The 26072-nt window shown below is 69.4% G+C and carries 21 protein-coding genes and 1 tRNA gene; 10 read left to right on the top strand and 12 right to left on the bottom strand.

What is annotated here, in order from left to right; translation table 11 throughout:
• The first annotated feature begins 129 nt into the window (after positions 1 to 129).
• From ACWDD7_RS20480 to ACWDD7_RS20460, 5 genes are all read left to right on the top strand, one after another.
• A complete protein-coding gene (locus ACWDD7_RS20480) occupies positions 130 to 1140 on the top strand; it encodes a hypothetical protein (RefSeq protein WP_450458355.1) in 1011 nt (336 codons plus the stop codon).
• A gap of 84 nt (positions 1141 to 1224) precedes the next feature.
• Positions 1225 to 1617, top strand: coding sequence for a very short patch repair endonuclease (locus ACWDD7_RS20475; RefSeq protein WP_450458354.1), 393 nt, complete (start codon positions 1225 to 1227; stop codon positions 1615 to 1617).
• A gap of 154 nt (positions 1618 to 1771) precedes the next feature.
• Positions 1772 to 3886 (top strand): helix-turn-helix domain-containing protein, encoded by a 2115-nt coding sequence (locus ACWDD7_RS20470; protein ID WP_450458353.1) that lies wholly within the window; start codon positions 1772 to 1774, stop codon positions 3884 to 3886.
• Entirely contained in the window at positions 3883 to 4860 is a 978-nt protein-coding gene (locus tag ACWDD7_RS20465; protein ID WP_450458352.1) for a hypothetical protein, read from the top strand. Before ACWDD7_RS20470 ends, ACWDD7_RS20465 begins: the two co-directional genes overlap by 4 nt.
• A 32-nt stretch (positions 4861 to 4892) precedes the next feature.
• Positions 4893 to 5819 (top strand): DUF6339 family protein, encoded by a 927-nt coding sequence (locus ACWDD7_RS20460; RefSeq protein WP_450458351.1) that lies wholly within the window; start codon positions 4893 to 4895, stop codon positions 5817 to 5819.
• Positions 5820 to 5837: 18 nt separating this feature from the next.
• Here the strand turns inward: ACWDD7_RS20460 and ACWDD7_RS20455 are convergent, their stop codons facing one another.
• The 7 genes from ACWDD7_RS20455 to ACWDD7_RS20425 all read right to left on the bottom strand — a co-directional run bounded on the left by ACWDD7_RS20455 (position 5838) and on the right by ACWDD7_RS20425 (position 15101).
• Entirely contained in the window at positions 5838 to 7055 is a 1218-nt protein-coding gene (locus ACWDD7_RS20455; RefSeq protein ID WP_450458350.1) for a DNA cytosine methyltransferase, read from the bottom strand.
• Positions 7056 to 7099: 44 nt separating this feature from the next.
• Positions 7100 to 8098 carry a DNA cytosine methyltransferase gene (locus tag ACWDD7_RS20450; protein ID WP_450458387.1) on the bottom strand — a complete coding sequence of 333 codons (999 nt, stop codon included), beginning with the start codon at positions 8096 to 8098 and terminating at the stop codon, positions 7100 to 7102.
• 183 nt (positions 8099 to 8281) lie between these two features.
• A complete protein-coding gene (locus ACWDD7_RS20445) occupies positions 8282 to 11251 on the bottom strand; it encodes a Z1 domain-containing protein (RefSeq protein ID WP_450458349.1) in 2970 nt (989 codons plus the stop codon).
• A 48-nt stretch (positions 11252 to 11299) separates the two neighbouring features.
• Complete coding sequence (locus ACWDD7_RS20440; RefSeq protein WP_450458348.1) at positions 11300 to 12079, bottom strand: PD-(D/E)XK motif protein; 780 nt, start codon at positions 12077 to 12079, stop codon at positions 11300 to 11302.
• A gap of 248 nt (positions 12080 to 12327) precedes the next feature.
• Complete coding sequence (locus ACWDD7_RS20435) at positions 12328 to 13854, bottom strand: ATP-binding protein (protein ID WP_450458347.1); 1527 nt, start codon at positions 13852 to 13854, stop codon at positions 12328 to 12330.
• A gap of 200 nt (positions 13855 to 14054) precedes the next feature.
• Entirely contained in the window at positions 14055 to 14510 is a 456-nt protein-coding gene (locus ACWDD7_RS20430) for a DUF2267 domain-containing protein (protein ID WP_450458346.1), read from the bottom strand.
• 165 nt (positions 14511 to 14675) lie between these two features.
• Positions 14676 to 15101 (bottom strand): Hsp20/alpha crystallin family protein, encoded by a 426-nt coding sequence (locus tag ACWDD7_RS20425; RefSeq protein WP_351871343.1) that lies wholly within the window; start codon positions 15099 to 15101, stop codon positions 14676 to 14678.
• A 154-nt stretch (positions 15102 to 15255) separates the two neighbouring features.
• On the opposite strand from ACWDD7_RS20425, the gene ACWDD7_RS20420 reads away from it, so the two are divergent.
• Entirely contained in the window at positions 15256 to 15558 is a 303-nt protein-coding gene (locus ACWDD7_RS20420; RefSeq protein WP_450458345.1) for a hypothetical protein, read from the top strand.
• 25 nt (positions 15559 to 15583) lie between these two features.
• Here ACWDD7_RS20420 and ACWDD7_RS20415 read toward each other — a convergent pair whose 3' ends face one another.
• Both ACWDD7_RS20415 and ACWDD7_RS20410 read right to left on the bottom strand, forming a co-directional pair.
• Positions 15584 to 17158 (bottom strand): MFS transporter, encoded by a 1575-nt coding sequence (locus tag ACWDD7_RS20415; protein ID WP_450458344.1) that lies wholly within the window; start codon positions 17156 to 17158, stop codon positions 15584 to 15586.
• Between the two features lie 96 nt (positions 17159 to 17254).
• Entirely contained in the window at positions 17255 to 18559 is a 1305-nt protein-coding gene (locus tag ACWDD7_RS20410; protein ID WP_450458386.1) for a DUF445 domain-containing protein, read from the bottom strand.
• Between the two features lie 213 nt (positions 18560 to 18772).
• Between ACWDD7_RS20410 and ACWDD7_RS20405 the strand changes: the two genes are divergently transcribed.
• A complete protein-coding gene (locus tag ACWDD7_RS20405; protein ID WP_450458342.1) occupies positions 18773 to 20149 on the top strand; it encodes an SGNH/GDSL hydrolase family protein in 1377 nt (458 codons plus the stop codon).
• 26 nt (positions 20150 to 20175) lie between these two features.
• Entirely contained in the window at positions 20176 to 20778 is a 603-nt protein-coding gene (locus ACWDD7_RS20400) for an XTP/dITP diphosphatase (protein ID WP_450458341.1), read from the top strand.
• Positions 20779 to 20798: 20 nt separating this feature from the next.
• Here ACWDD7_RS20400 and ACWDD7_RS20395 read toward each other — a convergent pair.
• A tRNA-Leu gene (locus tag ACWDD7_RS20395) sits at positions 20799 to 20885 on the bottom strand.
• Positions 20886 to 20923: 38 nt separating this feature from the next.
• The gene (bcp, locus tag ACWDD7_RS20390) at positions 20924 to 21391 is read right to left on the bottom strand and encodes a thioredoxin-dependent thiol peroxidase (protein WP_351871326.1); all 468 of its coding nucleotides are present in this window, start codon (positions 21389 to 21391) and stop codon (positions 20924 to 20926) included.
• Between the two features lie 104 nt (positions 21392 to 21495).
• Here bcp and ACWDD7_RS20385 point away from each other — a divergent pair, with 104 nt between their 5' ends.
• Positions 21496 to 21822, top strand: a complete 327-nt coding sequence (locus ACWDD7_RS20385) for a DUF3618 domain-containing protein (protein ID WP_392217740.1) — start codon at positions 21496 to 21498, stop codon at positions 21820 to 21822.
• 171 nt (positions 21823 to 21993) lie between these two features.
• Complete coding sequence (locus ACWDD7_RS20380) at positions 21994 to 22296, top strand: GroES family chaperonin (protein WP_143638545.1); 303 nt, start codon at positions 21994 to 21996, stop codon at positions 22294 to 22296.
• Between the two features lie 85 nt (positions 22297 to 22381).
• Here ACWDD7_RS20380 and ACWDD7_RS20375 read toward each other — a convergent pair whose 3' ends face one another.
• Positions 22382 to 25297 carry a transglycosylase domain-containing protein gene (locus ACWDD7_RS20375; RefSeq protein ID WP_450458385.1) on the bottom strand — a complete coding sequence of 972 codons (2916 nt, stop codon included), beginning with the start codon at positions 25295 to 25297 and terminating at the stop codon, positions 22382 to 22384.
• Between the last annotated feature and the right edge of the window lie 775 nt (positions 25298 to 26072).

The following is a 26072-nucleotide window of genomic DNA, read 5'->3' as shown; positions in this document are numbered from 1 at the left end:
TCCTGTGTGCCCGGGGTGCGCCCCGGGTTATGCCCCTGGGCGCCCGGTACATGCGGAGTGTCCCCCTCAGGGATCACCCCCACCGGACCGCCCTCACGTTTGTCGGCGCCCGGCAGTACGGTGTCCCCCATGCGCCCCGACACGCCTGCCGAGAATGTCGACCACACCGCCGAAGCGGCACGCCTGGAGCGGACCGCCGGCCTGTACCCGGAGGACGCGGAGACCCTGCTCCTGCGGGCGGCGGCCCACCTGGAGCTGTCCGGCGACCGCCCCGCGGCCACCACCGTCTACGACCGCCTGCTGTCCACCCCGGCCACCCTGGAGAACCCGTCGCTGGTACGGGCCCTGAAGGCGTCCAACCTCTGGGAGTACGGCCACGAGGCGGAGGCCAGGGCGATCATCGAGGGCATCCGCACCACGGCCCCGCGCGACCCCGGCCCCTGGGTGATCATCGCGGAGTCCCTGGAGTCGCACGACGAGCTGGAGTCGGCGGAGGAGACGTTCACGCAGGCCGCGCGACTGCTGCTCCCGGACTCCGCGGAGCCCCCGCTCCCCCTGCACCCCCTGCTCTACGGCCGCCACCGCGTCCGCCGCATGCGGGGCCTGCCGCACGACGACTGGGACACCCTGGCCGACACCCTCCACACCGCCCCGGTCACCCTGGACGAACTGCACGACCCCAAGCGCGTCTGGTCCCTCGGCTCCGACAACCCCGCCGAGCTCAAGGCCGAGATCTCCCGCCTCCGCACCGAACTGGGCGCCTACCGCGAGGCCCTGTCCCGCCCCTTCCCGGTCGCCGTCCTCCACTGGCCGGCCCCGGAACTGACCGAACTCCTCTCGGCCTACCCCACCCTCTCCGCGGAGTACCCCTCCCACTCCGCCCACCTCTCGACCATAGAGTCCTCCCTCCGCGAACTCTCCATTTCCGGCACCCCCAACCTCGGCATCGTCACGGGCACGGTCCCCTCCTACGAGGCCTTCGCCGCCTCCGAGGCGACCTCCCCGGACGACCCGTCCCTCCTCCCCCAGTACGCGACGACACTGGCGGCGAGGGGACGGGCGGTGGCTTGGCCGCCGGAGAGGGCGGCGGAGTGTTGGTGTGGAGCGGGGCGGGTGTACGACGTCTGCCACGGATCGTAAGGAAGGAAGAGCCCTCGACGACGGTCCCGCTACGACGAAAAGACATGACGGACGGTGGAAACCACTCCTGAGACCCGAGCCCGAATGAGCCGGCAGAAGAGCCGGAACACGCAGGTCGAAATCGCCTTGCGACGGGCTCTGCACGCTGCGGGTCTGAGGTATCGGGTGCACCGCAGACCTTTGAAGGGCGTCCGGCGGGAAGCCGATGTCGTGTTCGGACCGGCCAAGGTCGCCGTCTTCGTGGACGGATGCTTCTGGCACGGCTGTCCGGTGCACGCGACATGGCCGAAGAGCAACGCCGACTTCTGGCGCACGAAGATCGAGACCAACCGTCGACGGGATCGGGACACGGACCAACGCCTGACGGCGGCCGGCTGGACGTCCGTACGGGTCTGGGAACACGAGGACCCGGTCGAGGCCGCCGCTCGTGTGCTCGCCCTGGTGGTGGCGCGCCGGGCACAGCGCGATCGGCGCTGACGCCCGGCATCCCACGCCCGCGCCGATGCTCCTGCACCCCAGGTCCGGTCAATCGTTTTTTGACAATCTGCCTCCGTCAAAAGGGGTGCTAGCCTGAACAGCCCTGGCTGACAGGCACTCAGAGTCGCGCTCGCGGCAGGAGGTAGGGCACGCGATGTCCGAACCATCACCGTCCGTCTCGTATGGAGAGGACTTCGGGCCGTGGCTTCGGCGCCAGCTTGAGCGAGCCGACATGTCGCAGAGCGACCTGGCTGTCAAGCTCGGTAAGACACGTGCCGCCGTTTCCGCTTGGGTCAACGGGCGCGCCGAACCAAGGGACGACGCCAAGCGTCGTATCGCCGAGATCCTCGGCACGGACCTCGCATCCGTCGTGACCCGCAACGTGGACGTGCCCGTCGAGCGTCCGCGTCGCTGGCATCACCGTCTGGCACACCGCGACGGCGGTCGTGAATACGGCAACGCCGCCGCGTTCGCCTTCGACGCGGACCTGTCGGTGCTGGCACGCGAGGCAACCCAGAATTCCCTGGACGAGCGTTACGACGCCGGTTCGCCCGTACGCGTCCACTACACCTTGAACGAGTTGGACGGTGCACATCTGGACGCCTTCCTCGCCTCGCTTCGATGGGAGGAGTTGCTTCCTCACTACGAGGCGGCCGCGCAGGGCAGTCAGAAGGTGTCCCGCAGTCTCCGGTCCGCCCTGGACGACCTCTCCCGGGAGCGCCGGCTGCGTCTGCTGCGCATCGACGACTACAACGCGGCCGGGTTGACGGGACCCGATTACGGGGACGGCCGGTTCGCTGCGGTGGTTCGTCGCCAGCTCGACAGTCACAAGATCGCGGCGGGGCGGGCCGGAGGTTCGTACGGACTGGGCAAGGCCACTATCTGGGCCGCGAGCCGCTTCGGCCTCGTCCTCATGAACACGACCCTTTCCGAACCTCACGAGGGACGCACCGTCGGTCGCGTGATCGGACGCCTCGACCTCCCTTGGCACGAGGCGAACGGCACGGCTTACGCGGGGCCCGCCTGGTTTGGTGAACCGGACACCGACCGGGAACACCAGGGTGTCTCCCGGTCCTGGTGGGCCGACGACGCCACCTTGCGCAGGCTGCACCTACAGCGATCAGTCGACGAACCGGGGACGTCCTTCCTCATCGTGGGGGCGTACGACGCCTCCGGAGCGAGCGAGACCCTGCAGGAGATGCACGACGAACTCGTCCGGTCACTCGCGGACGACTTCTGGGCGGCGATGATCGGAGGCCGATCCGCCGGGCCTCTGCTCGACGCACGCGTCACCACCCTGCGCAACGGCGAGATCTACATCCCCGAGGAGCAGGTCGACCCCCATGTTCATCGCCCCGCGGTCAGCCGAGCCTTGCAGGCGTACCTCGACGGCGACACCGTCGAAGAGCTGACCGGTTCGGAGCAAGTGGTACGTGCGGAGGTCCCCTTGGTCGTCACCCCGCTGAAGGACCGGGGACGCCCGAACGACAAGGGTTGCGAACACCTTGCCGTACTGCTGCTCACACCGGCCGACGATCACGACACCCGGCCGAATCGGGTGATCTGCATGCGCGGCAACCGCATGACCGTCACCGAACAGCGACCGCGTGATCTGCCCTTGGGCACGCCGTCGTTCCAGGCCGTCCTGCTCGCCGGCTACGCCACCGGGCGGGATGGGGAGGACGTCGCACTCGCCGAGGCGTTCCTGCGCGCTTCCGAACCCCCCGAACACGATCGGTGGGACCGAACCGAGGAACTGACGACGACGTACCAGCGCGGCGCTCTTTCCCGCCTCAAGGAATTCCGGTCCACGATCGACGAGACCGTACGCTCCCTCCTGGGCAACAGGGAGGTCGCCCGGAGCGGCGGGCCTGCCGTCCTACGCGACTTGTTGAAGCTGGACACGGGACTGGGCGCAGCATCGCGGCGCGTCCAGTCGTTTCCCACGGTGCGCAACATCGAGGCCCGCACGGACGATCGCGGCGCCTGGCACGTCACCGTCCATCTCAAGCTGCCGGATGCAGAGGACCCATGGGTTCTGGCCCCGATCGCCAAGTTCGACGTGCGTTCGGGCGGCCGGCCCTCCGTGGAATGGGAGTTGCTCGTGGGGTCGGAGTCCTGCCGAGTGGAGAACGACACGGTCGTCATCGAGCCCGGTGTGCGTACTGCGGCGTTCAGAGGTGTGACGAATCCGTCCAGTCACCCGGTACGCGCCGGCTATGCCCGACTGATCGTGGACGTGCCCAAGGCCCGCGGAGGTGCGGCGTGAAGTCGGTGTTTCCCTATCCGACCCTTCTCGGCGACGTCACCTGCGACGTCGTCTCCGTGGCGGTCGACGGCAAGCCCCTCCCGTACCGGCACGTCTCGGCCTCGGAACGTGTCGTGGCACTGCATCAATCGGGACGCGCCCAATGGGAGGAAGCGGTCCTCGAACTGCGTGCGTCTCTACCCGAGGACGAGCTGCGGGACGGTCCTTGGCAGGACGTGGTCTGTCTGGCCGCCTTGACCGAGAAGGCCACCAATGCCCGTTCCACGACGCGTCTTCGCCGCGCCGCCGACGGGACCGTGACCGGATCGATAACGCTGTCGCGTACTTCCCATCTCCGGCGCGCAACCCTGTCCCTCCTGGTCGTCGCGACCGTGGAGGGGGTGCCGGGGCGCCTGGTGGGCTCCTTGGAGGACGATTGGTACATCGATCTCGCGGAAGCCACACCGGTTCGGCAGCGGGAGATCGAGACCGTGGAGGTCGACTTCCGTGACGGCCCGCACGAGTGGCTGCGGCCCTACAAGGAGTCGGCCTGGATCGTCGAGACGTCCGGCGACATCCCGAGGGTCTACCTCAACACGAGTGCTGTCGAAGGCCTGGTGGAGATCCTGCACGGCTCCGGGGGAAGCCCGGCCGAGCACGCGGTGCGCGACATGGCAGCCTCTCAGATCGCCCAGGACGTCTGGACGGCGATGTTCCATACGGCCGCCGGCAACCTGGACGCGGACGAGGACGGCACGCCCGTGATGCCCACCGGCTGGCGGGAGGCGGTACTGCGCACCATGCTGCCCCATGTACTCCCCGGACGGCAGTTCACCGACGCCCTCTACGAGATCAACGAGCGTCGCACGAAGGGCTTCGGCTGGTCGGAGCTCCAGACCGGCATCCAGTACGCGGCCGGCCGCCGTGCCCAGATCGCCAAGAAATTGACCCGTGCGGTGCGAGCCGTCAACGGTGCTGAGAGGAATACAGTCTGATGCCGCACCGTGTGCCGTTCGACGTCCCACAGGTGCTCGGTCTGCTGCCCGACGCGGCCGTGGCCAGACATCTGAGCCGAGGCATGCAATCCGGCCAGGAGGGCCCTCCGCAGGTGGCACTGCGGAAGGCGAGCACGTCTTTGCCGCACGAGGTTCGGTGGCGATCGGATGCGGTCCGGGAACTCGTCGAAGAGGCGATGTCGCGCTTCGACGACAACCGCACGGCCGCCGATGGCTGGCTCGCCCCACGGCTGCACGCCACTGTGCGCATGGCCCGGTCCGAGGCGGCCGACGGGCGACTGTGGAACCACCTCGCCATGCTCGTCGCCCCCGACTACGTGGCCTGGCGGCACAAGGGAGCCGAGATCGCAGCGAGTTCACGTTTCTCCGGCCCCCACTACACCCAGTGCTTCGCCAGGCTGTGGTGGGGCGCCGAACTCTTCCGGAACGGACCCGACTACCGCCCCGTGGAGACGGCGTGCGCCGTGCAAGACGTCCTCAACACCACGCTCCGGCTTGATGTCGTCGACCATCGGCCGACCGCTCAGGCCTTGGTACGCATAGTCGAAAGGCTGCTGTCGGCCGGTACTCCCCGTCCGGGCGACCACGTCAACGCCCTCTCCTCTGCCGTCAACACCGCGGGGAGCACGCTGGTCTACGACGTACTGGCCCCCGACACCCCCTCGCTGGTGGAGGAACTCCAGGATTGGATCGCCGAGCGTGAGGAAGCTCCTGCCGTGCCGTGGGACCGCCTCCCCGACGGCCCTGACGACGGCCGAGTCCCGACCCACGCCGTGGACGCCCTGATGCCTCTCTTCGACAAACTTCTCTCCGAGGCGCCGATCCGCCGGCGTGGTCGTAGGCCGGAAGAGGCCGTGGAACCGTCGCAGGGCACAACCGTGCCGGTGCAGCGACAAGGAGTGAGCCTGGAGAAGGACTTGCCTCCGTGGATGAGCTAGCCGAGGCGGAACTCGCCCTCAAGCCGATGCGTCGGTTTGAGAAGCGGGCTCCTTCTCCTGCGGCTCCGGCCGCCATCGCAGCAGCCGCTCCCATACGTCGGTCTGAGGGACGCCCAATTCGAGCGCCGCGCTCAATACGTGCGCGCCGAACCGCGGCGGTACCGCGTTGCCGATCTGCTGTTGCTGGGCAGGATCACTGCCCCGCCACGGGTACCGGTAGGGAAAGGTCTGGAAGACTCCGGCTTCCTCGTTGCTCAGGCGGTCCATCTCCGTTTCGCGGGCGTCCAGAGCCACGATCCGGTTGCGCTTCCACTTGCCTGTGATCGTCGCGGAAGGCAGGTGCGATTCTCTGCGACCGCGCGCCTTCGGATCACCGCCGCTGCCGTAGTTGGAGACGACGCAGAACGGCATGGGACGCCGCTCGGCCTCACGAACGTGCCGGTACACCTCTTTGAGGGCGTCTGCCATCGAGACCCAAGGGGACCGGCCGGCGAAGAGAGTGTCGGTGGACCGCATGCCCTTGCGGTACTGGTGGTGCGTCGGGGGCAGGAAGTGTTCCGCCAGCTCGGGCCCGTTCCTTCGTGCCACGAGCACGGCCCTCCGCCGTGTTTGCGGAACCCCGTACTGCTCCGTGTGGAAGACCTTCGCCTTGGCCTGATACCCGATGGCGTGCAGAACCTTCTCGTACTCGTGCCACACCTCGATGACGGAGGGGACCTGTTCCAGGACGATCACGTCGAACGGCCGCGGCTGCGTTTCACCGTGACGTGGCCGGAGCATCGCCTCGAAGACCCATCGCAGAGGCTGGAGGACCAATCCGGTGCGGTCGTCGTCGAGCTTGTCCAACTCGCGCTGGATGTCTTCCCAGCACTCGCCGTTCTTCCCGACCCGCTCACGCTCGTACCAGGCGTGCATGCGGCGGATGAAGCCGGTGACGAGATCGAAGGCCTTACGGCCGGAGCCGTTTCCCGCGATGGAGAACGTCTGGCATGGAGGTCCTCCAGCCAGCACGTTGCAGTCCTTGAAGTCGGGATGGTCGGGCCCGAATAGACGGACGTCACCATGGACGGTCCTCAGACCGGCGGCCAGCCGAGTGGCCACCGCGTCGTCGTCCCACTCGATTCCGATCGACGAAATGCCCAGAACTTCGGCTGCCATGTCCAAACCACCGGGCCCCGCGAAGAGGTCGACGACGTGAAAGGGCCGTCGCGGCCCGACGGGTGGTGCGCTGGTCATGGTGGCGAAGCCTATCGGTCGGTCTGCAACGGCCAACCCTACAGTCACTCCTCGCCCCTCGATCCCAGGTCCCCGGCATCGGACCGCAGAACGCGGGCGACGGCCTCGCCGACGGCATGTGCGAGTGGCGGAGGTGTGGCGTTGCCCACCTGTCGGTACCGCGCCGTCTTGCGGCCGGCGATTTCCCACTCTGGTGGAAAGCCCTGCAGCAGGGCCACCTGGTCGACGGTGAGCCGCACTCGGCCGCTCCGTCCGATGCCGGGATCCCAGACGAAGTCCGCGTCCGGGACATGGTCGGCCACGGTCCCGCCGTCGACTCCCATGCGAGCCCACTTCTGCTTGGCACCGGTCGGGCCGAGGTCCGCTCCACCACGTTCCCAGGAACCACCGACGATGGTCGGGGCAATCGCATCCGCCTGAACAGCCCACTCGGCTGCCTCCGACCACCCGCGTGCGCCCATGGATTCCAGAAGCGTAGCCCCCACCGTCGGGCACGGACCTTCACATGGCCTCGGCCACTCGAACCTGTCGATCAGATCGCCCTTGAACGCGACCAGCAGGCCCACCATCCGGCTCTGCGGTACGCCGAAGTCCTTGGCATTCAAAACGTGCCACCGGCAGCGATAGCCGAGGTGGCCGAGTTCTTCGCCGATGTACGCGCGCATCGGTTCATATTCGTCCTTTTCGACCAGATCAGGCACGTTTTCCAAAAGGATCGCCCGCGGCTGCACACCGTAGACCAAGTCGACGGCCGCCTTGAGTACCGACAGCTCGTTTTCATCTCCGCGAGTGCGGTTCGCCGCAGCGGGCGACTTCACCCGGGGCAGGCCGCCCGAGAGCAGGTGGACGTCGTACACCTGCTGATCATCGAAAGGATCGAAAGCGGCCAAGTCGATTTCACGGACGTCCCATCCCGCGCGATTGGCCCGCAGCGTCTCACACGCGACGGGACGGTTGTCGAGCAGGAGAACGGGGTCGAACCCCGCTCGTTCGAGGCCGAGCGCCAAGCCCCCGGCCCCGGCGCAGATCTCCAACGACGTCATTCTGCTCGTCGGCACGGCGTCACGGTCGAGGTCTCCGCCGAACTCCACGCTCCCCCCGCTTTCCAGTGGCGCTTCCCCTCGTCGTCCCGAATACGGCACCGCGGCAGTCGCCGCACACCCGGACGGCAAGGCCCCTCTCACCGAGGGTAACGCCAGGTCGACGCGGCGGCAGCCGTATCCCGCTCAACGGGCATCGATGATCGCCTGCCCTTCCTTGGCAGAGTCGATAGTGGTGAAGCGCACGATGCGGCCGTCGGCGCGCCGAGCCATCGCAGGGGCTACGAAGGAGAAGGCCATGGTGATCTTCTCCGGCGCAAGTCGGCCTTCCGCGTCGATGTCCAGGCGGTGCTGCGGTTCCACAAGGGGATAGACGACCAACACTCCCCGCCGTGGAGCGACCAAGCCCTCGGTGCTCGGATCACCCGACTCGGGAAGCGCGCCCGCGATGCGATGGGGCACCGCGCGATGTTTCGGCTCACTGATCGCGCCGAAGAGCGGGCCACGCCTGCGTTCGCGACCGAACCAGGCGAAGGAGCGGTTGTCCGCCCCGAGGGCCAGACGCTGGCCGCGCTTGGCGTGTTGAGGCGCGATCACCAACCAGTCGTCGACGTCCGACGAAGAGCCCTGATTGATCTCGGTGAGATAGGCGAGGTGCGGCTCGAATTGGGACGGCGCGCTCCAACGCAGTTTGCCGATCAGATCGAGGAAGTCCTTCGGGTGGATTCGACCGACGAACGCGTCGTATCGGTGGGTGACGGCGTCGCGCGTGCCTTCGGCCGGGAACCTGTAGGCGAGTGACGTGGTGATCGAGGGCAAGGACTCCAGCACGGGCATCCACAGGCCGGTGTTGTATCGCAGGTCGGCGGCCTTGGTCGGGTAGGCGGTGGGCTCCTGCCACTGGCCCGGCGACCGCAACTCCACGAGGCGCGCGTTGTACATCTTATTGGGGCTCGTCGGCCTGAGCCACGGCAGATGCTGCGAGACCAGCGGCGGCACCTGGTCCGGAGTGACCTGCGGCCTGCCGTCGATCATCGTCGCATATTGCTGCAGCTCGTTGCGGAAGCTTTCCTCATCCAGGCAAATGGCCTCGAATGCCGCATACAGGTCAATTTCCTTGGCTCCCATGGTCTCGGCCCGCCCCAGGAAGAGCCGCACGAGGTCCCGATACCCCTCTCGAAAACCGAACCATCGGCCCATCTGCATCAGGGTGGAGGCGTTGCCCGTGCGTCGACGGAAGTAGGAGACCGTAAGCCCTTCCACGGTAAAACCACGCGCGAGCTTCTGACCGCCGATGAGGATCTTCCAGATGGAGCGCTTGTCGAAGTCCGCTTCACCGGTCTCGAGATCCTTGTCGCCGTTGACGACGACGATCGGACGGTCGTCTCCTCCGATGCGGGTCACGGCCGGCCCCACATAGCGGGCGAGGTCGGCGTACGTGGATGGCACCGCATGACCGTCGGCGCGCACGGCCGAGACCGGAGCGATGTCCTTCTCGAAGAGTTCGCGCAGGCGCTGATGGCCACTCGGACCCATGTAGCCAGCGTTCCACCACATCTCGGTCACCTTGCCGAGCAGTTCACGGTGCGCCTCGGTGCGCACGGACTCATGGATGAGCATGGTGTGGTGCTGGAAATACCGCTCGCCGAGACCTCCTCGGTCCTCCCGGTAGAGCTTCATGGCGGCCGTGAGGACGAACATGTCCATGGCTTGCTGAAGGCAGACGTCGTCCTCCCCGTTCACGGTGATGTTGCGCACGTGAGCGAGTTCGTTCGAGTTCGCGAAGGTGCGTTCCTCGTCCGGGATGGGGGAGTCCAGGTCGTGGAAATCACGCGCTCCCATGTATCCCTCGGGCCGGGGAAGCGAAATGATGAAGTCCTTGGGAAAGATGTCCTCGGTGTCGCTGGGGTCGACGAACACGTTCGCGTAGGGGGTGGCCGTGTAGCCGACGTACTGCGCCCGGGGCAGGAGTTGCAACAGCTCCGAAATCTTCTGGTTGATCGCGCTCCGCTCGGCGTCGGGCTTGGCGAGGTTGGATGTGTTCACCGACGCCTCGTCGGACTCGTCGTCGATGATCAGCACGGGAATCTCGGAAAGCGGTGTCTTGATCTTCTTGAGATCCTTGACCAATTTCGTCAGAACCGTCTTGTGCTTCTTGACCACCATCAGACGCGCGGACGATCGATGCAGGTTGCGCGGGCCGAAGAGCGGCAGCGCGGGCTCCTGCTTCTCGAATTCGAGTGCGGTGATTCCTTGCAGGAGACTCTTGTAGTCGTCGTCACGCGTCGTGAGGCGCACGATGTCGAAGCCCCCGCGAGCGGACGGCAGGTCACCGAAGGAGGTGAACTTGCCCTGGGCCCACGCCGGATCGTTGGCGTAGTCGGATTCGTATTCACTTGCCCCGCGCAGGATGTTCTCCCGGCCGACGAGTTCCATGTCGAGGCGTCGCTGGGTCTGCGCGCGGAGCATGTTGATGGTGCCGCCGAGGACGATCACCAACCGGTAGCCGGCGTCGACGGCCTTGGCGATCACACCGGCGAAATTCGCGGTTTTGCCCGACTGCACGTAACCGACCACCATCCCCTTCGACTGGTAGGCCGCCGACTGCGTCGGGTCGGCGAGACGCTCGACCACCACGTCGGTGGCGACGTCCAGGCCTGCCACAGCCTCCGCGTCCCAGCCCTTGTTCTCCAGATACGACCGATACGCCGGCCAGTACCAGGAACGACCCTGCCGTGATTGAGGCGTGTACCAAGGGACGAACTCGTCGCTGATGATCACCGGGACCGCAGCCTGGGAGACCGGGACGAGACTGTCCAGTAGCTTGCGCGTCTCCTCCGAAAGAGCCAGCAGACCGTAGACATCGTCGCGTCGGGCCTGCGTGCGTTCCGGACTGGCCGACCAGGCGGGCTCCGAGAGGAAGTCCCAGTCGGTCAGCTTTCTGCGCCACACCTCGACCAGCGGGTCGGTCGGATGTGAGCGACCGAGCGCCTCTCGCAGCACCTCTTCGCTCGCCAGTTCCTCCGCCTCCGGGGACAGGCTCTCGGCCTGGTAGGCGAGCGCGCGCACCAGCGTCTTGGGACGGCTGGTATGCATGTCGGCAAGAGCCGCACTGAGCAACTGCAGGATGAGGTCGTCGGCCGGGCTGCTGGTCATGCTCTTCCTTCTGGTACCAGGGTACGAATGCCCTTGGGGAGGAGTTCGTCAGGGAAGACGGAGGTCGGATAGATCGACAGGCGGTGGGGCTGCCGCAGGCGGAAGTCCGGTGACGTCCACGATGTAGGTGACCCCGTCGATCCGGCCGTTCGCGGCGTTCGGCAGGTCGCCAGGCGTCAGGCGTGGCATGCCAGCCGCTCGTAGCACCAGGGGGTTGTCACGGGGTGTCCATCGTTCATCGTCCGGTTGGTCGGGGTCCCAACCCGTGGTGGACAGAAGTCGATCCAGGCGCGTCCTCGACGCGATGCTCTCGGCGGCCGCCGCGTCGCGAGCGGCCTTGACCGATTCCCCGAGTGTGCGGCCTCCGGTGCCTCCTCGTGTGACACGCAGAGACGCGAACCAAAGCGAGCGACCAGGGCTTTCCGCGAGTTGACCGAGACCGTGAACGGCGTGCCGCCGACGTTCCGAGGCCGTCGTCTTGATCTCCAGATCTGCGGATTCGAGGGCGAAGTCGTGTTCTTCCCCGGTCGGACCCACCCAGGCATCGAGCGCCGCTCGCCACCCCGCGGTTTCCGCCAGTCTGACCAAAACGGCGAGTTCGCCGTGAAGGCCGAGACGCCGTTCGAGTGAGAGACCGCGGGCTCTGCCGAGCAGCGCACTCCAACCATGCACCGTCTCCTCGAAGGCCCGCGCCAGGTCACGACCCCCGATGACGATACGGTCCGCCACCGACAGTGCCAGGTCGTGGAAGTCGCGGAGGAGTTCGGGTTCAGGGGTCCTGAGCCGCACCATCCTTCGTCCGGCGTGGAGAATAGTGTCGATGCGCACGACGGACAGCGGTGACCGGGGTACCTCGTAGCGGCCCGTCAGCTCGACGTGGAGTGCGATCCCTCGGCCGTCCCCCGCTATTTCGTACGAGACCAGGGGATCGTCGACCCTGGAAAGTCTGTAGCTCGCCCCTAGCCCTCGCCCCAGATAGTGCTCCACCGTAGTCCAGGACAACTCGATCGATTGTGCCTGAAAGCGGCGGCTCCGAATCGCAGCAGCACCCTCCGCCCCGCCTTCCTCCGCACCCATCAGTCGGCCATCCGATCGAGCTCGGCGCGAGCCGCGGCGACGAGAACCGCTTGCCACAGCTCGATGTTGTCCTTGAGGCGGCTTCCCATCCGCTCTCGTTGGAATGCGTCCTGCAGGAGCAGATACATGAGCGACTTGACCACGGGGGCATCGTTGAGCGTGCCACTGCGACCGCCGAGCAGGGCGGCCCGGTACCGCTGGTTGAGCAGGAGAACCCGGGCCTCCTGATCGACCTCAAAGAACTTGTCGTTGGGCAGTTTCTGCCAACGACACTGCAAGGGATCGTCGTACGTCAGCGGCAATTCTTCCTCGATCACCTGACGTACCTGCGGGTCCATACCCCGCCCCGGAGGAACCGCGGGCTTGCGTGCCACGCCGGCGCGCTTGCGTGCCTCACGGTACACACGCTCGGCATCCGCGAGGTATGCGGCGAAGGTACGCCCACGGCCGTCCTCGGCCTCCTCGAGCACTCCTGTGAACTCGGGAGACGCCTGAACGCCTTCCTTCTTCACCGTCAACCGGAAGACCTTGCCGTCCGGATCGTCCGGAAGCTCCACGGCAACGCGCGCGAGAGCGAGATGCTGCTCCGGCTGCCGGAAGTTATTCCAGCCACCGGCCTGGACAAGGCGCTCATGGCGATAGAAGTAGAAACCCGCCTTTTCGGATACCGCGCCGAAGGCCTTGTACTCGTCGAGAGAGGAACGCGGGGGCCATATATGGGCACGAAGCTCAAGCGGCCCCAGGGTGGGTACGTCGACGGTGAAGGTGCTCGGGTAGCCCGCGTCACCGGGCACGAGATAGCCGAACGGATCCAACGGCTCCACACCGTAGTTCGCGTACTCGACGCCGGTGCGAACGTCCTGCACCGAGATGGTGATGTGGAACCCCGTCTTCGCAAGGAAGCGATGCAGGTGCAGCCCCAGATGCAGTCCCAGTTTGTTGACCGTCCGATGCAGATAGCGGTCGGTCTGGCCACCACCGCCGTGCTGGGGAAAGTCCTTCACACCGTCCCAGCGGACGATCGTGCCCTGAAAGCCGATGGGGCGCCCCTGATAGAAGTCGATGAACTCCTGGGCGAAGTCCGGGTCGATGATGTCGCACTCGAAGCCCTGCTTGGCCTGCTTCATGAGCCAGCGGCGACCCGCGGGACGAGTCCGCTTCGTACGGCTGACCACGGTCACCGAATCGGCGTGACTGAGCGACGCGGCCTTCAGCCCGGTGCCGAACATGCCCAGCGACCTCTCGCCGTAGCCGCGACGTCCACCGACCGTCATGGCCACGTCGAGTTCGTCCTCGTCCATGCCCTTGCCGTCGTCGACGACCACCAGGCTGACGAGCTGATCCCCATCGCGCAGGAAGTGGACGATGACGTTTCCGGCTTCGGCGTCGATGGAGTTGTCGACCAAGTCGGCGATGGCGGCCTCGAAACCGTAACCCTGGCTGCTGAGCGCCTCCATGTAGCGTCCATCCGGGGGCAGTCGCTTACTGCCTGCCGTGGGGACTTCGAACTGCCACTGGCTGACCATGACCCGCCTTCTCCGCCGAACGCCCACTCGCTGAACACCAAACGTCCACATCATGCGCCGCCGGAGCGGCCCCAGTCGACTGTAGTGACAACGACGGTTGGCGGGGCGGTCGGCCATCGGAACAGGACAAGGACCGGACCGCCACCGGCCCGCCCGGGGACCCACGCGGCACAGGGGGCTGCGCACGGGTCCCGTACGAGTCAGGCCCTGGCCGACAGGTCCGCCCTCCCGAACAGCAGCGCATACCCCGGCGGCAGTTGGGCCAGGACGCGGGTCGTGAGGGGGGTGCCCAGCTGGGTCGCGAGGGCGCTGAGGACCGAGCTGACGTCCCAGCGGGCCGTGGCGGGGGTGGAGCCCTCGATGCGGGCGGAGACCGATTCGACGAATTCACGGGCCGTCAGGGGGTGGGTCGCGGGTATCTGGGAAGCGATGACGTGGCCGGCCTCGGGGGGCAGGGCCTGGGCGAGGGCCACTCGTTCGTCGCCGGTCACATGGCCGCCCAGGGCGGAGAGGACGATGCGGGTGATGCGTTCCGCCTCCGCGCTCGTCGGGTACTGACCCGCCTCGCGGACGGCCTCCGTCAGGTCCCTCCAGCGGGGCGACGGGGTGGAAGTCGGGGTGGTCGTCGGCTGCGGCTTGGTCACCGTCGTGGTCATCGTGGTGGCTCCTTCTCCAGGCGCTGGGCACCCATGGGGTACCCCGCCACGCGGAGGGCAGTTCGAGACATGTGGGCACTCGTTGGGGCCGAACGGCCTTGGCGGGGGCGGGACTTCGGGAGTGCCGGTCCCGCCCTCGCCTCTCGGTCCGGTGGGCCGGATCCGTCAGCTGCTCAGCTGCTTACGGGGCGCGGATCCGCCCGCGATCCGGATGCGGCGGGGCTTGGCCTGTTCGGCGACCGGGATGCGCAGGGTCAGGACGCCGGCCTCGTAGGAGGCGTCGATGCGGTCCGTGTCCAGGGTGTCGCCGAGGAAGAGCTGGCGGGTGAAGGTGCCCGTCGGCCGCTCGGCGACCAGCGTCTGCGCGTCCTCGGGGGCGGGGCTCCGGCGCTCGGCGCGGACGTTGAGGACGTTGCGCTCGACGTCCAGCTCGATCGTCTCCGGATCGATGCCGGGGAGGTCGAAGTGGACCAGGAAATCGTCACCGGCGCGGTAGGCGTCCATCGGCATGGCGGACGGACGAGCGGTGTTGCCGAGGACCTGCTGCGCGAGTCGGTCGAATTCGCGGAACGGGTCGGTACGCATGAGCATCACGGGTCACTCCCTTCTTCTGGCACTGGGTGCGATGCCCTACGGCTACTTATATAGCTCGAAGCCGGAAAGTTGACAACCTACGACTCAGGTTACGTAAGCCGACGCGCCTGCGCGTTAGCCTCGGCATCCTCTACGACATTCGGAGGCACTTATGGCCAAGGTTCCCAGCGCTGTCGTCGCCGCGAGCGGACTCGTCGGCGGGTACGGAGTCGCCCGGTGGACGAAGAAGCGGCCGCTCGGCGGGGTCGTGCTCGCCGTCGCCGGTGCCGCCGCGGCGCAGCAGTGGCGCAGGCAGGCCGGCGGTACGGCCGCGGGTGTGCTCGGCGCCGCCTACGTCGCCGCCTTCGCCGGGTCCCACCCGCTCGCCAAGAAGGTCGGCGCCTGGCCCTCCGTCCTCGGTGTCGCCGGCGCCGTCGCCCTCGCCTCGTGGGCCGTCGCCGACCGCAAGGCCTGAGCAAGCGGGGAATCCGGTAAGGGGTCTACGGCCTGCTCGCCGCCGGCGGGGGTGCCGAGGGCCCCTGGGTGCCGGGGGGCGCCCCCGAAGCACCCGTCCCCGGCCTGCCGGGCTCCGGGGCACCCGACGCCGCCCCCTCCCCCACCGCCGTGAGCGGCCGCGCCACATCCTCCAGCGACCGCCGTTCCGCCCGTACCGCCAGCGCCGCCGCCACCAGCCCCGCCGCGCACATCAGCGCCGCGCCGACGGAGAACGCCAGGACCGTGTCGCCGACCCGGCCCGTGCCGGTCAGATCGGCGAAGAGGAGGGGGCCGCTGACGCCGCCGGCGGCCGTGCCGAGGGCGTAGAAGAACGCGATGGACATCGCGCGCGTCTCCATCGGGAAGATCTCCGACACCGTCAGATACGCGCTGGACGCGCCCGCCGAGGCGAAGAAGAGGACCGCGCACCAGCACGCCGTCAGCGTCGCCGCACTCAGCACACCCCGGTCGAACAACCACGCCGTGCCGAACAGCAGCAGACCCGAGAGCAGGTACGTCGAGGAGATCATCACCCGCCGCCCGACCGTGTCGAAGAGCTTGCCGAGCAGCAGCGGGCCGCAGAAGTTCCCGACGGCGATGACCGCGAAGTAGTAGCCCGTACGGTCCGTCGGCACCGCGAAGAAACGCGTCAGGATCGCGCCGAAGCCGAAGGTGATCGCGTTGTACAGGAACGCCTGCCCGATGAACAGGGAGAACCCGAGCACCGCCCGCCTGCGGTAGTGGCCGAAGACCGTACGGGCGATCTCCCGGAAGGTGATGCTCCTGCGCTGGTGGATGGCGAGCCGGGCATCCGTCGCCGGCAGCCGGACGCCCTTCTCCGCCTCCACCCGCCGTTCGATGCCGGCGACGATCTCCTCCGCCTCCTCGTCCCGCCCGTGGATCAGCAGCCACCTCGGACTCTCCGGGACGTGCCGTCGTACGAGCAGAATGACCAGGGCGAGTACGGCACCCAGCGCGAAGGTCAGCCGCCAGCCCACGTTCATCGGCAGCAGGCCGGTGTTCAGGGCCACGATCGACAGCAGCGAGCCGCCCACCGCCCCCAGCCAGAAGCTGCCGTTGATGACCAGGTCCACCCGGCCGCGGTAGTGGGCCGGGATCAGCTCGTCGATCGCCGAGTTGATCGCCGCGTACTCGCCGCCGATGCCGAAGCCGGTCAGGAAGCGGAAGAGGAAGAACCACCAGGCCTCCCAGGAGACCGCGGTCAGCGCCGTCGCCACCAGATACACCGCCAGGGTGATCATGAACAGCTTCTTGCGGCCGTAACGGTCGGTCAGCCGGCCCCAGAACAGCGCGCCCGCACAGGCGCCCGCCACATACAGCGCGGCGGCCACGCCCGTGATCTGGCCGGACGTGATCGACAGGCCGCTGCCCGGCTCGGCCAGACGGCTGGCGATGTTGCCGACGACCGTGACCTCCAGGCCGTCCAGGATCCACACCGTGCCCAGACCGATCACGATCGTCCAGTGCCAGCGGGACCAGGGGAGGCGGTCGAGGCGGGCGGGGACGGCGGTGCTGATGGTCCTTCCGGCTTCCGGCGACGCCTTCTCGGCTCCTGTCATGGGCTCCCTCCTCGTCGAGAACGCCCCTCGGCGCGGAGGGACGGCAGGACGACGGGTGCCCTCGTCACCCCGTTCCAGGCGTCCGGTGACCCCGCGTCAGCCACCCACCGCCCGCGACACCGTGAAGATCAGCAGTCCCGCCAGTGATCCCACCACCGTGCCATTGATCCGGATGAACTGCAGATCGCGACCGATGTGCGCCTCGATCTTCCGGGTGGTGTGCTCGGCGTCCCAGCCCGCCACCGTGTCCGTGATCAGCGAGGTGATCTCGGCCCGGTACGTGGTCACCACGTGCACAGCCGCACCCTCCAGCCAGCTGTCCACCTTCTCCTGCATCTTCGGCTCGCCCGCCATCCGCGTGCCCAGGGACAGCAGCGCCGACCGCAGCCGCATCCGCAGCTCGCTGCGCTCGTCCTCCGCCGCCGCGACGATCATCGACCGTACGGCCGTCCAGGCGGACGCGATCAGGTCCTGCACCTCACCGCGGCCCAGCACCTCACCCTTCAGCCGCTCCACCCGCGCCCGGGTCTCGGTGTCGGACTGGAGGTCCGAGGCGAAGTCGGTGAGGAACCGGTCGATCGCGCCGCGCGCCGGATGGGACGGCATGTCCCGCATCTCCGCACAGAACCGCAGCAGCTCCCTGTACACACGCTCGCCGATCTTGCGGTCCACGAACCGCGGCGTCCAGCCGGGCGCGCCGCCCTGCACCGCGCCCATCACGTTGTCGCCGTGCAGCACCAGCCAGTCATGGGCTCGGGAGACCACCAGGTCCACGGCCCGTTTGTGACCGCCGTCGGCGACGACCTTCTCCAGCATCTTGCCGAGTCCGGGCGCGATCTCCCGCGCCCCCGCCCGACGGGTGATCGCCTCCCCCACCACCGCCTGCACATCGGAGTCCCGCAACACCGTCAGCGCCCCGCGCAACGCGGTCGCCAGCTCCGCCGTCACCCGGTCCGCGTGCTCCGGCCCCGCCAGCCAGGCACCCAGCCGCGCGCCGATGCCGACCGCGCGCAGCCGCTGCCGCACGACGTCCTGGGACAGGAAGTTCTCCCCCACGAACTCGCCCAGCGAGACGCCCAGCTGGTCCTTCTTGGTCGGGATGATCGCGGTGTGCGGGATGGGCAGACCCAGCGGGTGCCGGAAGAGCGCGGTGACCGCGAACCAGTCCGCCAGCGCACCCACCATGCCCGCCTCCGCCGCCGCGGCGACGTAGTCCGCCCACGCCCCCGCACCCGCGCTCCCGGCCAGCTTGGCCAGCACGTACACCACGGCCACGAACAGCAGCAGGCCCGTCGCGGTGAGTTTCATCCGCCGCACCCCGCGCCGGCGCTCCTCGTCGGCCGGCGTGAAGGCCGTCATGGTCCGGTACGACGCCGCCGCACCCGTCTCGGTAGGTTCCATCAGCTCCACCCGTTCGGTGATCCCGCGCACAATTGTCCCCTCCTGACCTACTCCCGGAACGGAACAGGAGTTCCCGGCGTCTGTTCCGGCGGGGGAATGGGCCTCCGGGCCCTCGGCCCAGGGCCCCACCGGTTCGTCCCGGCCCATGAAGGCATCATGGACTCATCAAGATCGGAGCCCGGGGCTCCCTCGCCCGAGGAGAACGGCACAAGCGTGGACAGGCGGCAGGACGGGGCCCCGGAGGCGCCCCGCGCACGGCACCGCGCGAAGTACCTCGCCCTGATCGGCGCGCTCGTCGCGCTGGTGCTGGCCGTGAGCGCGGGGATCTACGTCACCGCCGGGGGCGGCGACCACGCCACGGGCGGCGCCCTCGCCGACGGCCGCCCGCACCGCGACTCCTCCGCCGCACCCGTCTCCACCGGCACCTGGGTCGGCTCCTGGGCGAGCGCCCCCGTCGGCGGCGAGCCCGGCACCGAGGCGGCCGGCCTCGCGGACCGCTCGGTGCGCAACGTCGTCCACGCGGACGCCGGGGGTACGAGTGCCCGCGTCACGCTGTCCAACCTCTACGGCCAGACACCGCTGGACATCACCCACGCCACGATCGCGCTGTCCGCCGGCGACGCCACCGCCGCGGCCGACGCGGACACGATGCGGCGGCTCACCTTCGACGGCGCCACCGGCGTCGTCATACCCGCCGGCGAACAGGTCGTCAGCGACGCGGTGCACCTCCTCGTACCCCACGACACCGATGTCCTCGTCACCACCTACTCCCCCACCCCGTCCGGGCCGGTCACCTACCACCCGCACGCGCGGCAGATCTCCTACGTCGCCACCGGGGACCGCACCGCGGACGCCACCGGTGCCCCCTACACCCGGCAAACGCCCTACTGGCGCTACCTGACCGCACTGGACGTGCTGAGCAACGAGGCCGACGGCACCGTCGTCGTCTTCGGCGACTCCCTCACCGACGGCATCACCTCCACCGTCAACGCCAACCGCCGCTGGCCGGACGTCCTCGGCGACCGGCTGCGCTCCGCCCTTCGAAGCGGACAGCGACTGCCCCGCTACAGCGTCGTGAACGAGGGCGTCAGCGGCAACCAGGTCCTCACCGACGGGCTCGGCCGCCCCGCGGAGAACCAGAGCGGACTCGGCCGCTTCGGACGCGACGCGCTCGCCCGCACCGGCGTCAGGGTCGTCGTCGTCGACCTCGGCGTCAACGACATCCTGCGCGACCCGCACCTCGACGGCCCCGACCGCGTCCTCGCCGGACTGCGCACCCTCGTCCGCGAGGCACACGCGCGCGGGCTGAAGGTCGTGGGGGCGACCCTCATGCCGTTCCGGGGACACCGGGGCTGGACCCCCGCCCGGGAGGCGGTACGGCAGCAGATCAACGCGCAGATCCGCGCGGGCCGGGTGTACGACGCGGTGACCGACTTCGACACGGCCCTGCGCGACCCGTACGACCCCCGCCGCCTGCGCCCCGACTACGACTCCGGCGACCATCTGCACCCCAGCGACCTGGGCTTCGCCAGGATGGCCGGGGTGTTCGACCTGCACTCGCTGAGGGGTGCGGGGCAGGCGCAGCTGTGAATCCGGGGCGAGGAATACTGGGCGGCATGACCCGCTTGATCCTCGCCACCCGTAACGCCGGAAAGATCACCGAGCTGAGGGCCATCCTGGCCGACGCCGGGCTCCCCCACGAGCTGGTCGGCACCGACGCCTACCCCGAGATCCCCGACGTCAAGGAGACCGGCGTCACCTTCGCCGAGAACGCCCTGCTCAAGGCGCACGCCCTGGCCCAGGCCACCGGACTGCCCGCGATCGCCGACGACTCGGGCCTGTGCGTGGACGTCCTGAACGGCGCCCCCGGCATCTTCTCCGCCCGCTGGGCCGGCCGCCACGGCGACGACAAGGCCAACCTCGACCTGCTCCTCGCCCAGCTCTCCGACATCGCCGAGGAGCACCGCGCCGCGCACTTCGCCTGCGCCGCCGCCCTCGCCCTGCCGGACGGCACGGAACGCGTGGTCGAGGGCCGGCTCCAGGGCACCCTCCGCCACGCCCCCGCCGGCACGAACGGCTTCGGCTACGACCCGATCCTCCAGCCCGACGGCGACAGCCGGACGTGCGCCGAGCTGAGCCCCGAGGAGAAGAACGCGATCAGCCACCGGGGGAAGGCGTTCCGGGCGCTGGTGCCGGTGATGCGGGAGCTGCTCGGCTGAGCACGCGTGCGGCTGGACTCTGGTGCGGCCGGAGGGACTCGAACCCTCACGGGAGTTACCCCACTGGGACCTAAACCCAGCGTGACTGCCAATTCCACCACGGCCGCCTGGTGCTGCCCGGCCATGCTAGCGGCCGGGCAGCGGGTCAGATGCCCAGATCCTTGATGATCTTGGCTACATGGCCGGTGGCGCGGACGTTGTAGAAGGCGTGGGAGATCGTGCCGTCCTCGTCGACGACGAACGTGGAGCGGATGATGCCCATGTAGGTCTTGCCGTAGTTCTTCTTCTCGCCGTAGGCGGCGTAGGACTCGGCGACCTTCTTGTCGGGGTCGGCGACGAGGGTCACCTTGAGGGATTCCTTCTCGCGGAACCTGGCCAGTTTCTCCGGGGTGTCCGGGGAGATCCCGATGACGTCGTAGCCGGCGCCGGCCAGCAGGTCGAGGTTGTCGGTGAAGTCGCAGGCCTGCTTGGTGCAGCCGGGCGTGAGGGCCGCGGGGTAGAAGTAGACGATGACCTTGCGGCCCTTGTGGTCCGCGAGGGAGACCTCGTGGCCGTCGGCGTCCGGGAGGGTGAAGGCGGGGGCCACGTCCCCCGGCTGGAGTCGCTCGCTCATCGGACCAGCGTAACCGGGGGCCCTTGCGGTGCGGCGCGGACAGGAGCTGACAGACTGTCCGGAACAGCAGCAGCAGGATTTCGGCAGACTTCGGAGGCCGTACGGTGGCGGACACGGCGGACACCAGAACCCCGGCGCAGATCGAGGCGGACATCAGGCGCCGCCGCGAAGTGCTGGCCGAGACGCTCGACGAGATCGGGGTGCGGGTGCATCCGAAGACGATCGTCGGGGATGTGAAGGCCAAGGCCGTGGCCAATATCGACCACACCGTGGGACGTGCGTATGTGCAGGTCAACCGGGTGGTGAGTGACGTCAGGGCGCAGTTCACGGACGAGTACGGCCGACTGCGGATGGAGCGGGTCGTGCCGGCGGCGCTCGTCGTGGCCGGGGTCGTGGGCCTGGTCGCCCTGTCCCGGCGGCGCGGGCGCTGACACGGCGGCCCCCGGGCGGCTACGGACGTACGCCCCCGCGCCCCGGCGGGCACGGGGCGACGTGACGGCCACCCGGGGGACCACGGGCGCGGCGAAGGCAGGTAGGTTCGAGGCGTGAGCGCCAACAGAGACACGCAGAGCACCCCGCAGCACGACAAGCTGCCCATCCGGATGCTGCACGACCGGGTGCTGGTCAAGCAGGAGACCGGTGAGGGCGAGCGGCGGTCGGGGGGCGGCATCCTGATTCCCGCCACCGCGGCGGTCGGACGTCGGCTGGCCTGGGCCGAGGTCGTCGCGGTCGGGCAGAACGTACGGACCGTGGAGCCCGGCGACCGGGTCCTGTTCGACCCGGAGGACCGGGCCGAGGTCGAGGTGCGGGGCGTGGCGTACGTCCTCATGCGGGAACGCGACCTGCATGCCGTGGCCGCGGACCGCTTCGAGGGCTCGGAGGACTCGACCGGGCTCTACCTGTGAGGCCGTGAACCCCCGCGGTGGGTGAGCGAAGAGGGCTGGTGACCACGGTCACCAGCCCTCTTCGTCGTCATCTTCCGGGCGCGGCTCAGGTGCCGGGGCCACCTCCCGGGCCGCCGCTCGTGGTGGTGCCGGTGCTGCCGCCGGTCGTGGTCGTACCGCCGCCGGTCGTGGTCGTACCGCCGCCGCCGGGTGCGCCGCCCGCCGCGCCGCCGCTCGTGGTGGTGGCGCCGCCGGTCGTGCCGCCGACGGTGGCCGGGTCGGCGCCGGTCGTCCCGCCCGTGGTGGTGGCGCCGCCGGTGGTGTCACCGCCGGTCGTCACGCCGCCGTCGGTCGGGGTGCCGGTGGTGCCGTCGGTCGGGGTGCCGCTCGGGGTGCCGCCGGGCTGGGTGGCGCCGCCGGTGTTCTGACCGTCCGTGGTGGCGGACTGGCTCGGGTCGCCGGGGCCGGGCGGCTGCGGCTGGTCGGCGCCCGCCTGGAGCTGGAGGTCGAAGGAGGCCACCGGGGCGTTCTTCAGCGCGTCGTGGGTGTACTGGGCCCAGATCTGGGTGGGCGCGCCACCACCGTTCATACGGGCCTGGCCGAGCGCGCCGTACAGCGGCATGTGCTTGGCCGTCACCGGGTCCTGACCCATCACGGAGACCACCGTGGCGAGGTCCGGGGTGTAGCCGGCGAACCAGGCGGCGGTGTCGTTCTCCGCGGTACCGGTCTTGCCGGCCGCCGGACGGCCCGCGGCCTGCGCGGCGGTGGCGGTGCCGCCCTGGACCACGCTCTTCAGCATGGCGGTGGTGGTGTCGGCGGCGGCGCGGCTGACGGCCTGCTTGACCGGCGCGTCGGGCAGCTTGACCTCGTCGGTGCTGTTGCGGGTGATCTTCTGGACCAGGGTGTACGTGCCGTGCTTGCCGTGGTTGGCGAGCGTGGCGTACCCCTCCGCCATGTCCAGGACGCTGGCGGTGGCGGGGCCGAGCGCGATGGACGGGTACGGCTGGAGGTCCGGGGTGTCCGAGGGGATGCCGAGGTCGATCGCGGTCTGCTTGACCTTGGTCGGGCCGACGTCGACCGCCATCTGCGCGTACACCGCGTTCACCGAGAGGTCGGTGGCCTTGGTGACGGTGATCTGGCCGTACGACTTCTGGTCCTCGTTCTGCGGGGCGTACGCGCCGCCGTTCCAGCCCTGCACGGGGCGCTCGTTGGTGCCGTCGTACTGGGTGTTCGGGGTGATGCGGCGGCCGTCCTGGGTGGTGGAGCCGTTCTCCACGGCGGAGGTGAAGACGAACGGCTTGAAGGTGGAGCCGACCTGGAAGTCACCGCGGGTCGCGCCGTTGGTGTACTGCTTCACGTAGTCGATGCCGCCGTACATCGCGACGACCTCGCCGGTCTTCGGGTCGACGGAGGCGCCGCCCGCGCGGACGTAGCTGTCGACCTTGTTGTTCTTCTTGTCGAGCTTGGAGACCAGCTGGTCGTTGACCGCCTTGACGAAGGCGTTCTGCTTGTCCTTCTGGATGGTGGTCGTGATGCGGTAGCCGCCGGCTTCGAGCTGGTCGGAGTCGAGGATGTGGTTCGCGATCAGGTAGTGCTTGACGGCGTCCACGAGGTAACCGCGCTGGCCGGACATGCCGGTGGAGAGCGTCTGCTCCTTCGGCATCGGGAACTTCATCCCGGCGCGCTCGGACTGGCCGAGCCAGCCCTGCTTGACCATGCCGTCCAGGACGTAGTTCCAGCGGGCCACGGCCGCGGCCTTGTTCTCCGGGTGGGCCACGACGTCGTACTCGCTCGGCGCGTTGACGAGCGCGGCGAGGTAGGCGGCGCGGGCCGGGTCGAGGTTCTGGGCGTCGCGGCCGTAGTAGGCCTGGGAGGCGGCCTGGATGCCGTAGGCGTTGCGGCCGAAGTAGCTGGTGTTCAGGTAGCCCTCAAGGATCTCGTCCTTGGACTTGGTCCGGTCGAGCTTGATCGAGATGAAGAACTCCTTGGCCTTGCGGGTGACCGTCTGTTCCTGGCCGAGGTAGTAGTTCTTCACGTACTGCTGGGTGATCGTGGACCCGGACTGCTTGCCCTTGCCGGTCGCGGTGTTCCACGCGGCGCGGAGCATCGCCTTGGGGTCGATGGCCGACTCGGTGTAGAAGTCGCGGTCCTCGGCGGCCAGTACGGCGTGCTGGGCGTCCTTGGAGACCTCGGCGAGGCTGACCTTCTCCCGGTTGACCTGGCTGTCGCGGGTGTCGCGGGCGATCTGGGAGCCGTCGGCGTAGAGGTAGACGTTGGCCTGCTTGTTGGCGAGGGCGTTGGCCGGCGGGATGTTGACGAGCGAGTAGCCCACGAAGAAGAGCCCGATGACCGCGAGGACGAGGAAGACGAAGGTGCCGAGCACCATCTTCCAGGTCGGCAGCAGTCGCCTCCATCCGGTGCGCTTGGGCTTCTTGGCCTTGCCCTTGCCCTTGCCCTTGCCGGTGGGGGTGTCCTCCGAGGCGGCGGCGAGGGCGGTGGTCCCGGGTTCGGGGGTGGCGGGGGCCTCGGTCTGCCGGGGGTTCGGTCCGGTGCCGGGGCGGGACGCCTTCGGGCCGGAGCCGGTACGGGGACCGGGGGTGGCGGCGCCTGCCGCCGCACCGGCGATCCCCGCGGCACCGGCGGCACCGGCGGCACCGGCGGCACCGGCCGCAGCCGACGCCTTCGCCGCGCCGGCGGCACCGGCGGCACCTGCCGCGCTCGCCGGGGAGGACGCGGCGGCGCCCGCGGCACCTGCGGCGGCCGCGCCGGCCGCACGGGTGGCGGGGCGGGGGCCGCCCGGCCGGGAGCCGGTCGTGTGGGCGGTGGGGCCGGTCGCGTCCGGCCGGGCCGCGGGGGACCCGGGCTTCGCGGGGCCGCCGGGCTCGCCCTTGCGCGGGGCGTTGACCCGGCGGAGCACCTGGGTGGTCTCGGGTGCCGGTGCGTCCTGGCCGGGCTTGCCGGGTCCCTTCGCGGCGTCCGCGGGGTCCCGGGGCCCCCGGGGCGGCGTGATGCGGCGCAGCACCTGGGTGCTCTCGGCCGGCTTCTCGGGCGCGCGGGCGCCGGGTACCTGCGGCTTGGCTGCGCCGGCCGGCTTGCCGGACCCGCCGCGCTCCCCGGTGCCCTCGCCCTCGGCGGCCGTCGTCGCGCCCTTCTCCGTGCGGGCGTCCCGCGCCGCCTGCCGGGCGCGGGCGATGGAGGCCGTACGGTCCTGGGGCGCGGGAACGGAGCGGCGAGCCGTGTCGGCCGCCGCCGTACCGTCGGCGCCCTGCGCCTTCCCGGAGACCTCGCTCCTTGCGGTGCGCCCGGTCCCCCCGGCGACGCCGCTCCCGCGGGCACCCCCGGAGTCCTCGGCCCGCCCGGCGCGCTCGTCACGCTCGGCGCCCTCGGTCCTCCGCGCACCCTCGGCCCGGCCGGTCTCCCCGGCCCGCCCCTCGGACCTGTCGGCCCGCTCCGCCTTATCGGCCCTCTCGGCCCTCCCGGACCCCTCGGTGTCCTCGGTGTCCTTCACTCGGCCGGTCCCCTCCTCGGGGATGGCGGGGGATCCCGGCCCCGCGGTCCCGGGCCTCGCAGCCGGCAGCGGCTTTTCCGGCGCCACGCCTTCGTTCGGCTGCTGCGGCTGTGGCTCGTCGCTCATGTCGTGCACGGACTCCTGTTTCGCGTCGTACGTTCCCGTACGCCTCGTACGCCTTCTGCGCCCCCCGTTTGAAGACTCTCGCACCTGGCGTTCCGTTCCCGGATTACGGCACGCTTCGGCCACAAAATGCGTGGCCGGTCGCCGGGGCTCCGGACTAGGCTCC

This window comes from Streptomyces sp. NPDC001056, assembly GCF_053598955.1.
Note: the sequence above shows the minus strand (reverse complement) of the source record. Positions and strands in the feature narration are given on the sequence as shown.

Coding starts and splice junctions, on each gene's coding strand:
- bcp (WP_351871326.1), bottom strand. CDS start 21,391: ATGAGCGAGCGACTCCAGCCGGGGGACGTGGCCCCCGCCTTCACCCTC.
- ACWDD7_RS20380 (WP_143638545.1), top strand. CDS start 21,994: ATGCTGCACGACCGGGTGCTGGTCAAGCAGGAGACCGGTGAGGGCGAG.
- ACWDD7_RS20450 (WP_450458387.1), bottom strand. CDS start 8,098: ATGACGTCGTTGGAGATCTGCGCCGGGGCCGGGGGCTTGGCGCTCGGC.
- ACWDD7_RS20470 (WP_450458353.1), top strand. CDS start 1,772: ATGTCCGAACCATCACCGTCCGTCTCGTATGGAGAGGACTTCGGGCCG.
- ACWDD7_RS20425 (WP_351871343.1), bottom strand. CDS start 15,101: ATGCTCATGCGTACCGACCCGTTCCGCGAATTCGACCGACTCGCGCAG.
- ACWDD7_RS20445 (WP_450458349.1), bottom strand. CDS start 11,251: ATGACCAGCAGCCCGGCCGACGACCTCATCCTGCAGTTGCTCAGTGCG.
- ACWDD7_RS20420 (WP_450458345.1), top strand. CDS start 15,256: ATGGCCAAGGTTCCCAGCGCTGTCGTCGCCGCGAGCGGACTCGTCGGC.
- ACWDD7_RS20435 (WP_450458347.1), bottom strand. CDS start 13,854: ATGGTCAGCCAGTGGCAGTTCGAAGTCCCCACGGCAGGCAGTAAGCGA.
- ACWDD7_RS20400 (WP_450458341.1), top strand. CDS start 20,176: ATGACCCGCTTGATCCTCGCCACCCGTAACGCCGGAAAGATCACCGAG.
- ACWDD7_RS20415 (WP_450458344.1), bottom strand. CDS start 17,158: ATGACAGGAGCCGAGAAGGCGTCGCCGGAAGCCGGAAGGACCATCAGC.
- ACWDD7_RS20410 (WP_450458386.1), bottom strand. CDS start 18,559: ATGGAACCTACCGAGACGGGTGCGGCGGCGTCGTACCGGACCATGACG.
- ACWDD7_RS20480 (WP_450458355.1), top strand. CDS start 130: ATGCGCCCCGACACGCCTGCCGAGAATGTCGACCACACCGCCGAAGCG.
- ACWDD7_RS20475 (WP_450458354.1), top strand. CDS start 1,225: ATGAGCCGGCAGAAGAGCCGGAACACGCAGGTCGAAATCGCCTTGCGA.
- ACWDD7_RS20430 (WP_450458346.1), bottom strand. CDS start 14,510: ATGACCACGACGGTGACCAAGCCGCAGCCGACGACCACCCCGACTTCC.
- ACWDD7_RS20455 (WP_450458350.1), bottom strand. CDS start 7,055: ATGACCAGCGCACCACCCGTCGGGCCGCGACGGCCCTTTCACGTCGTC.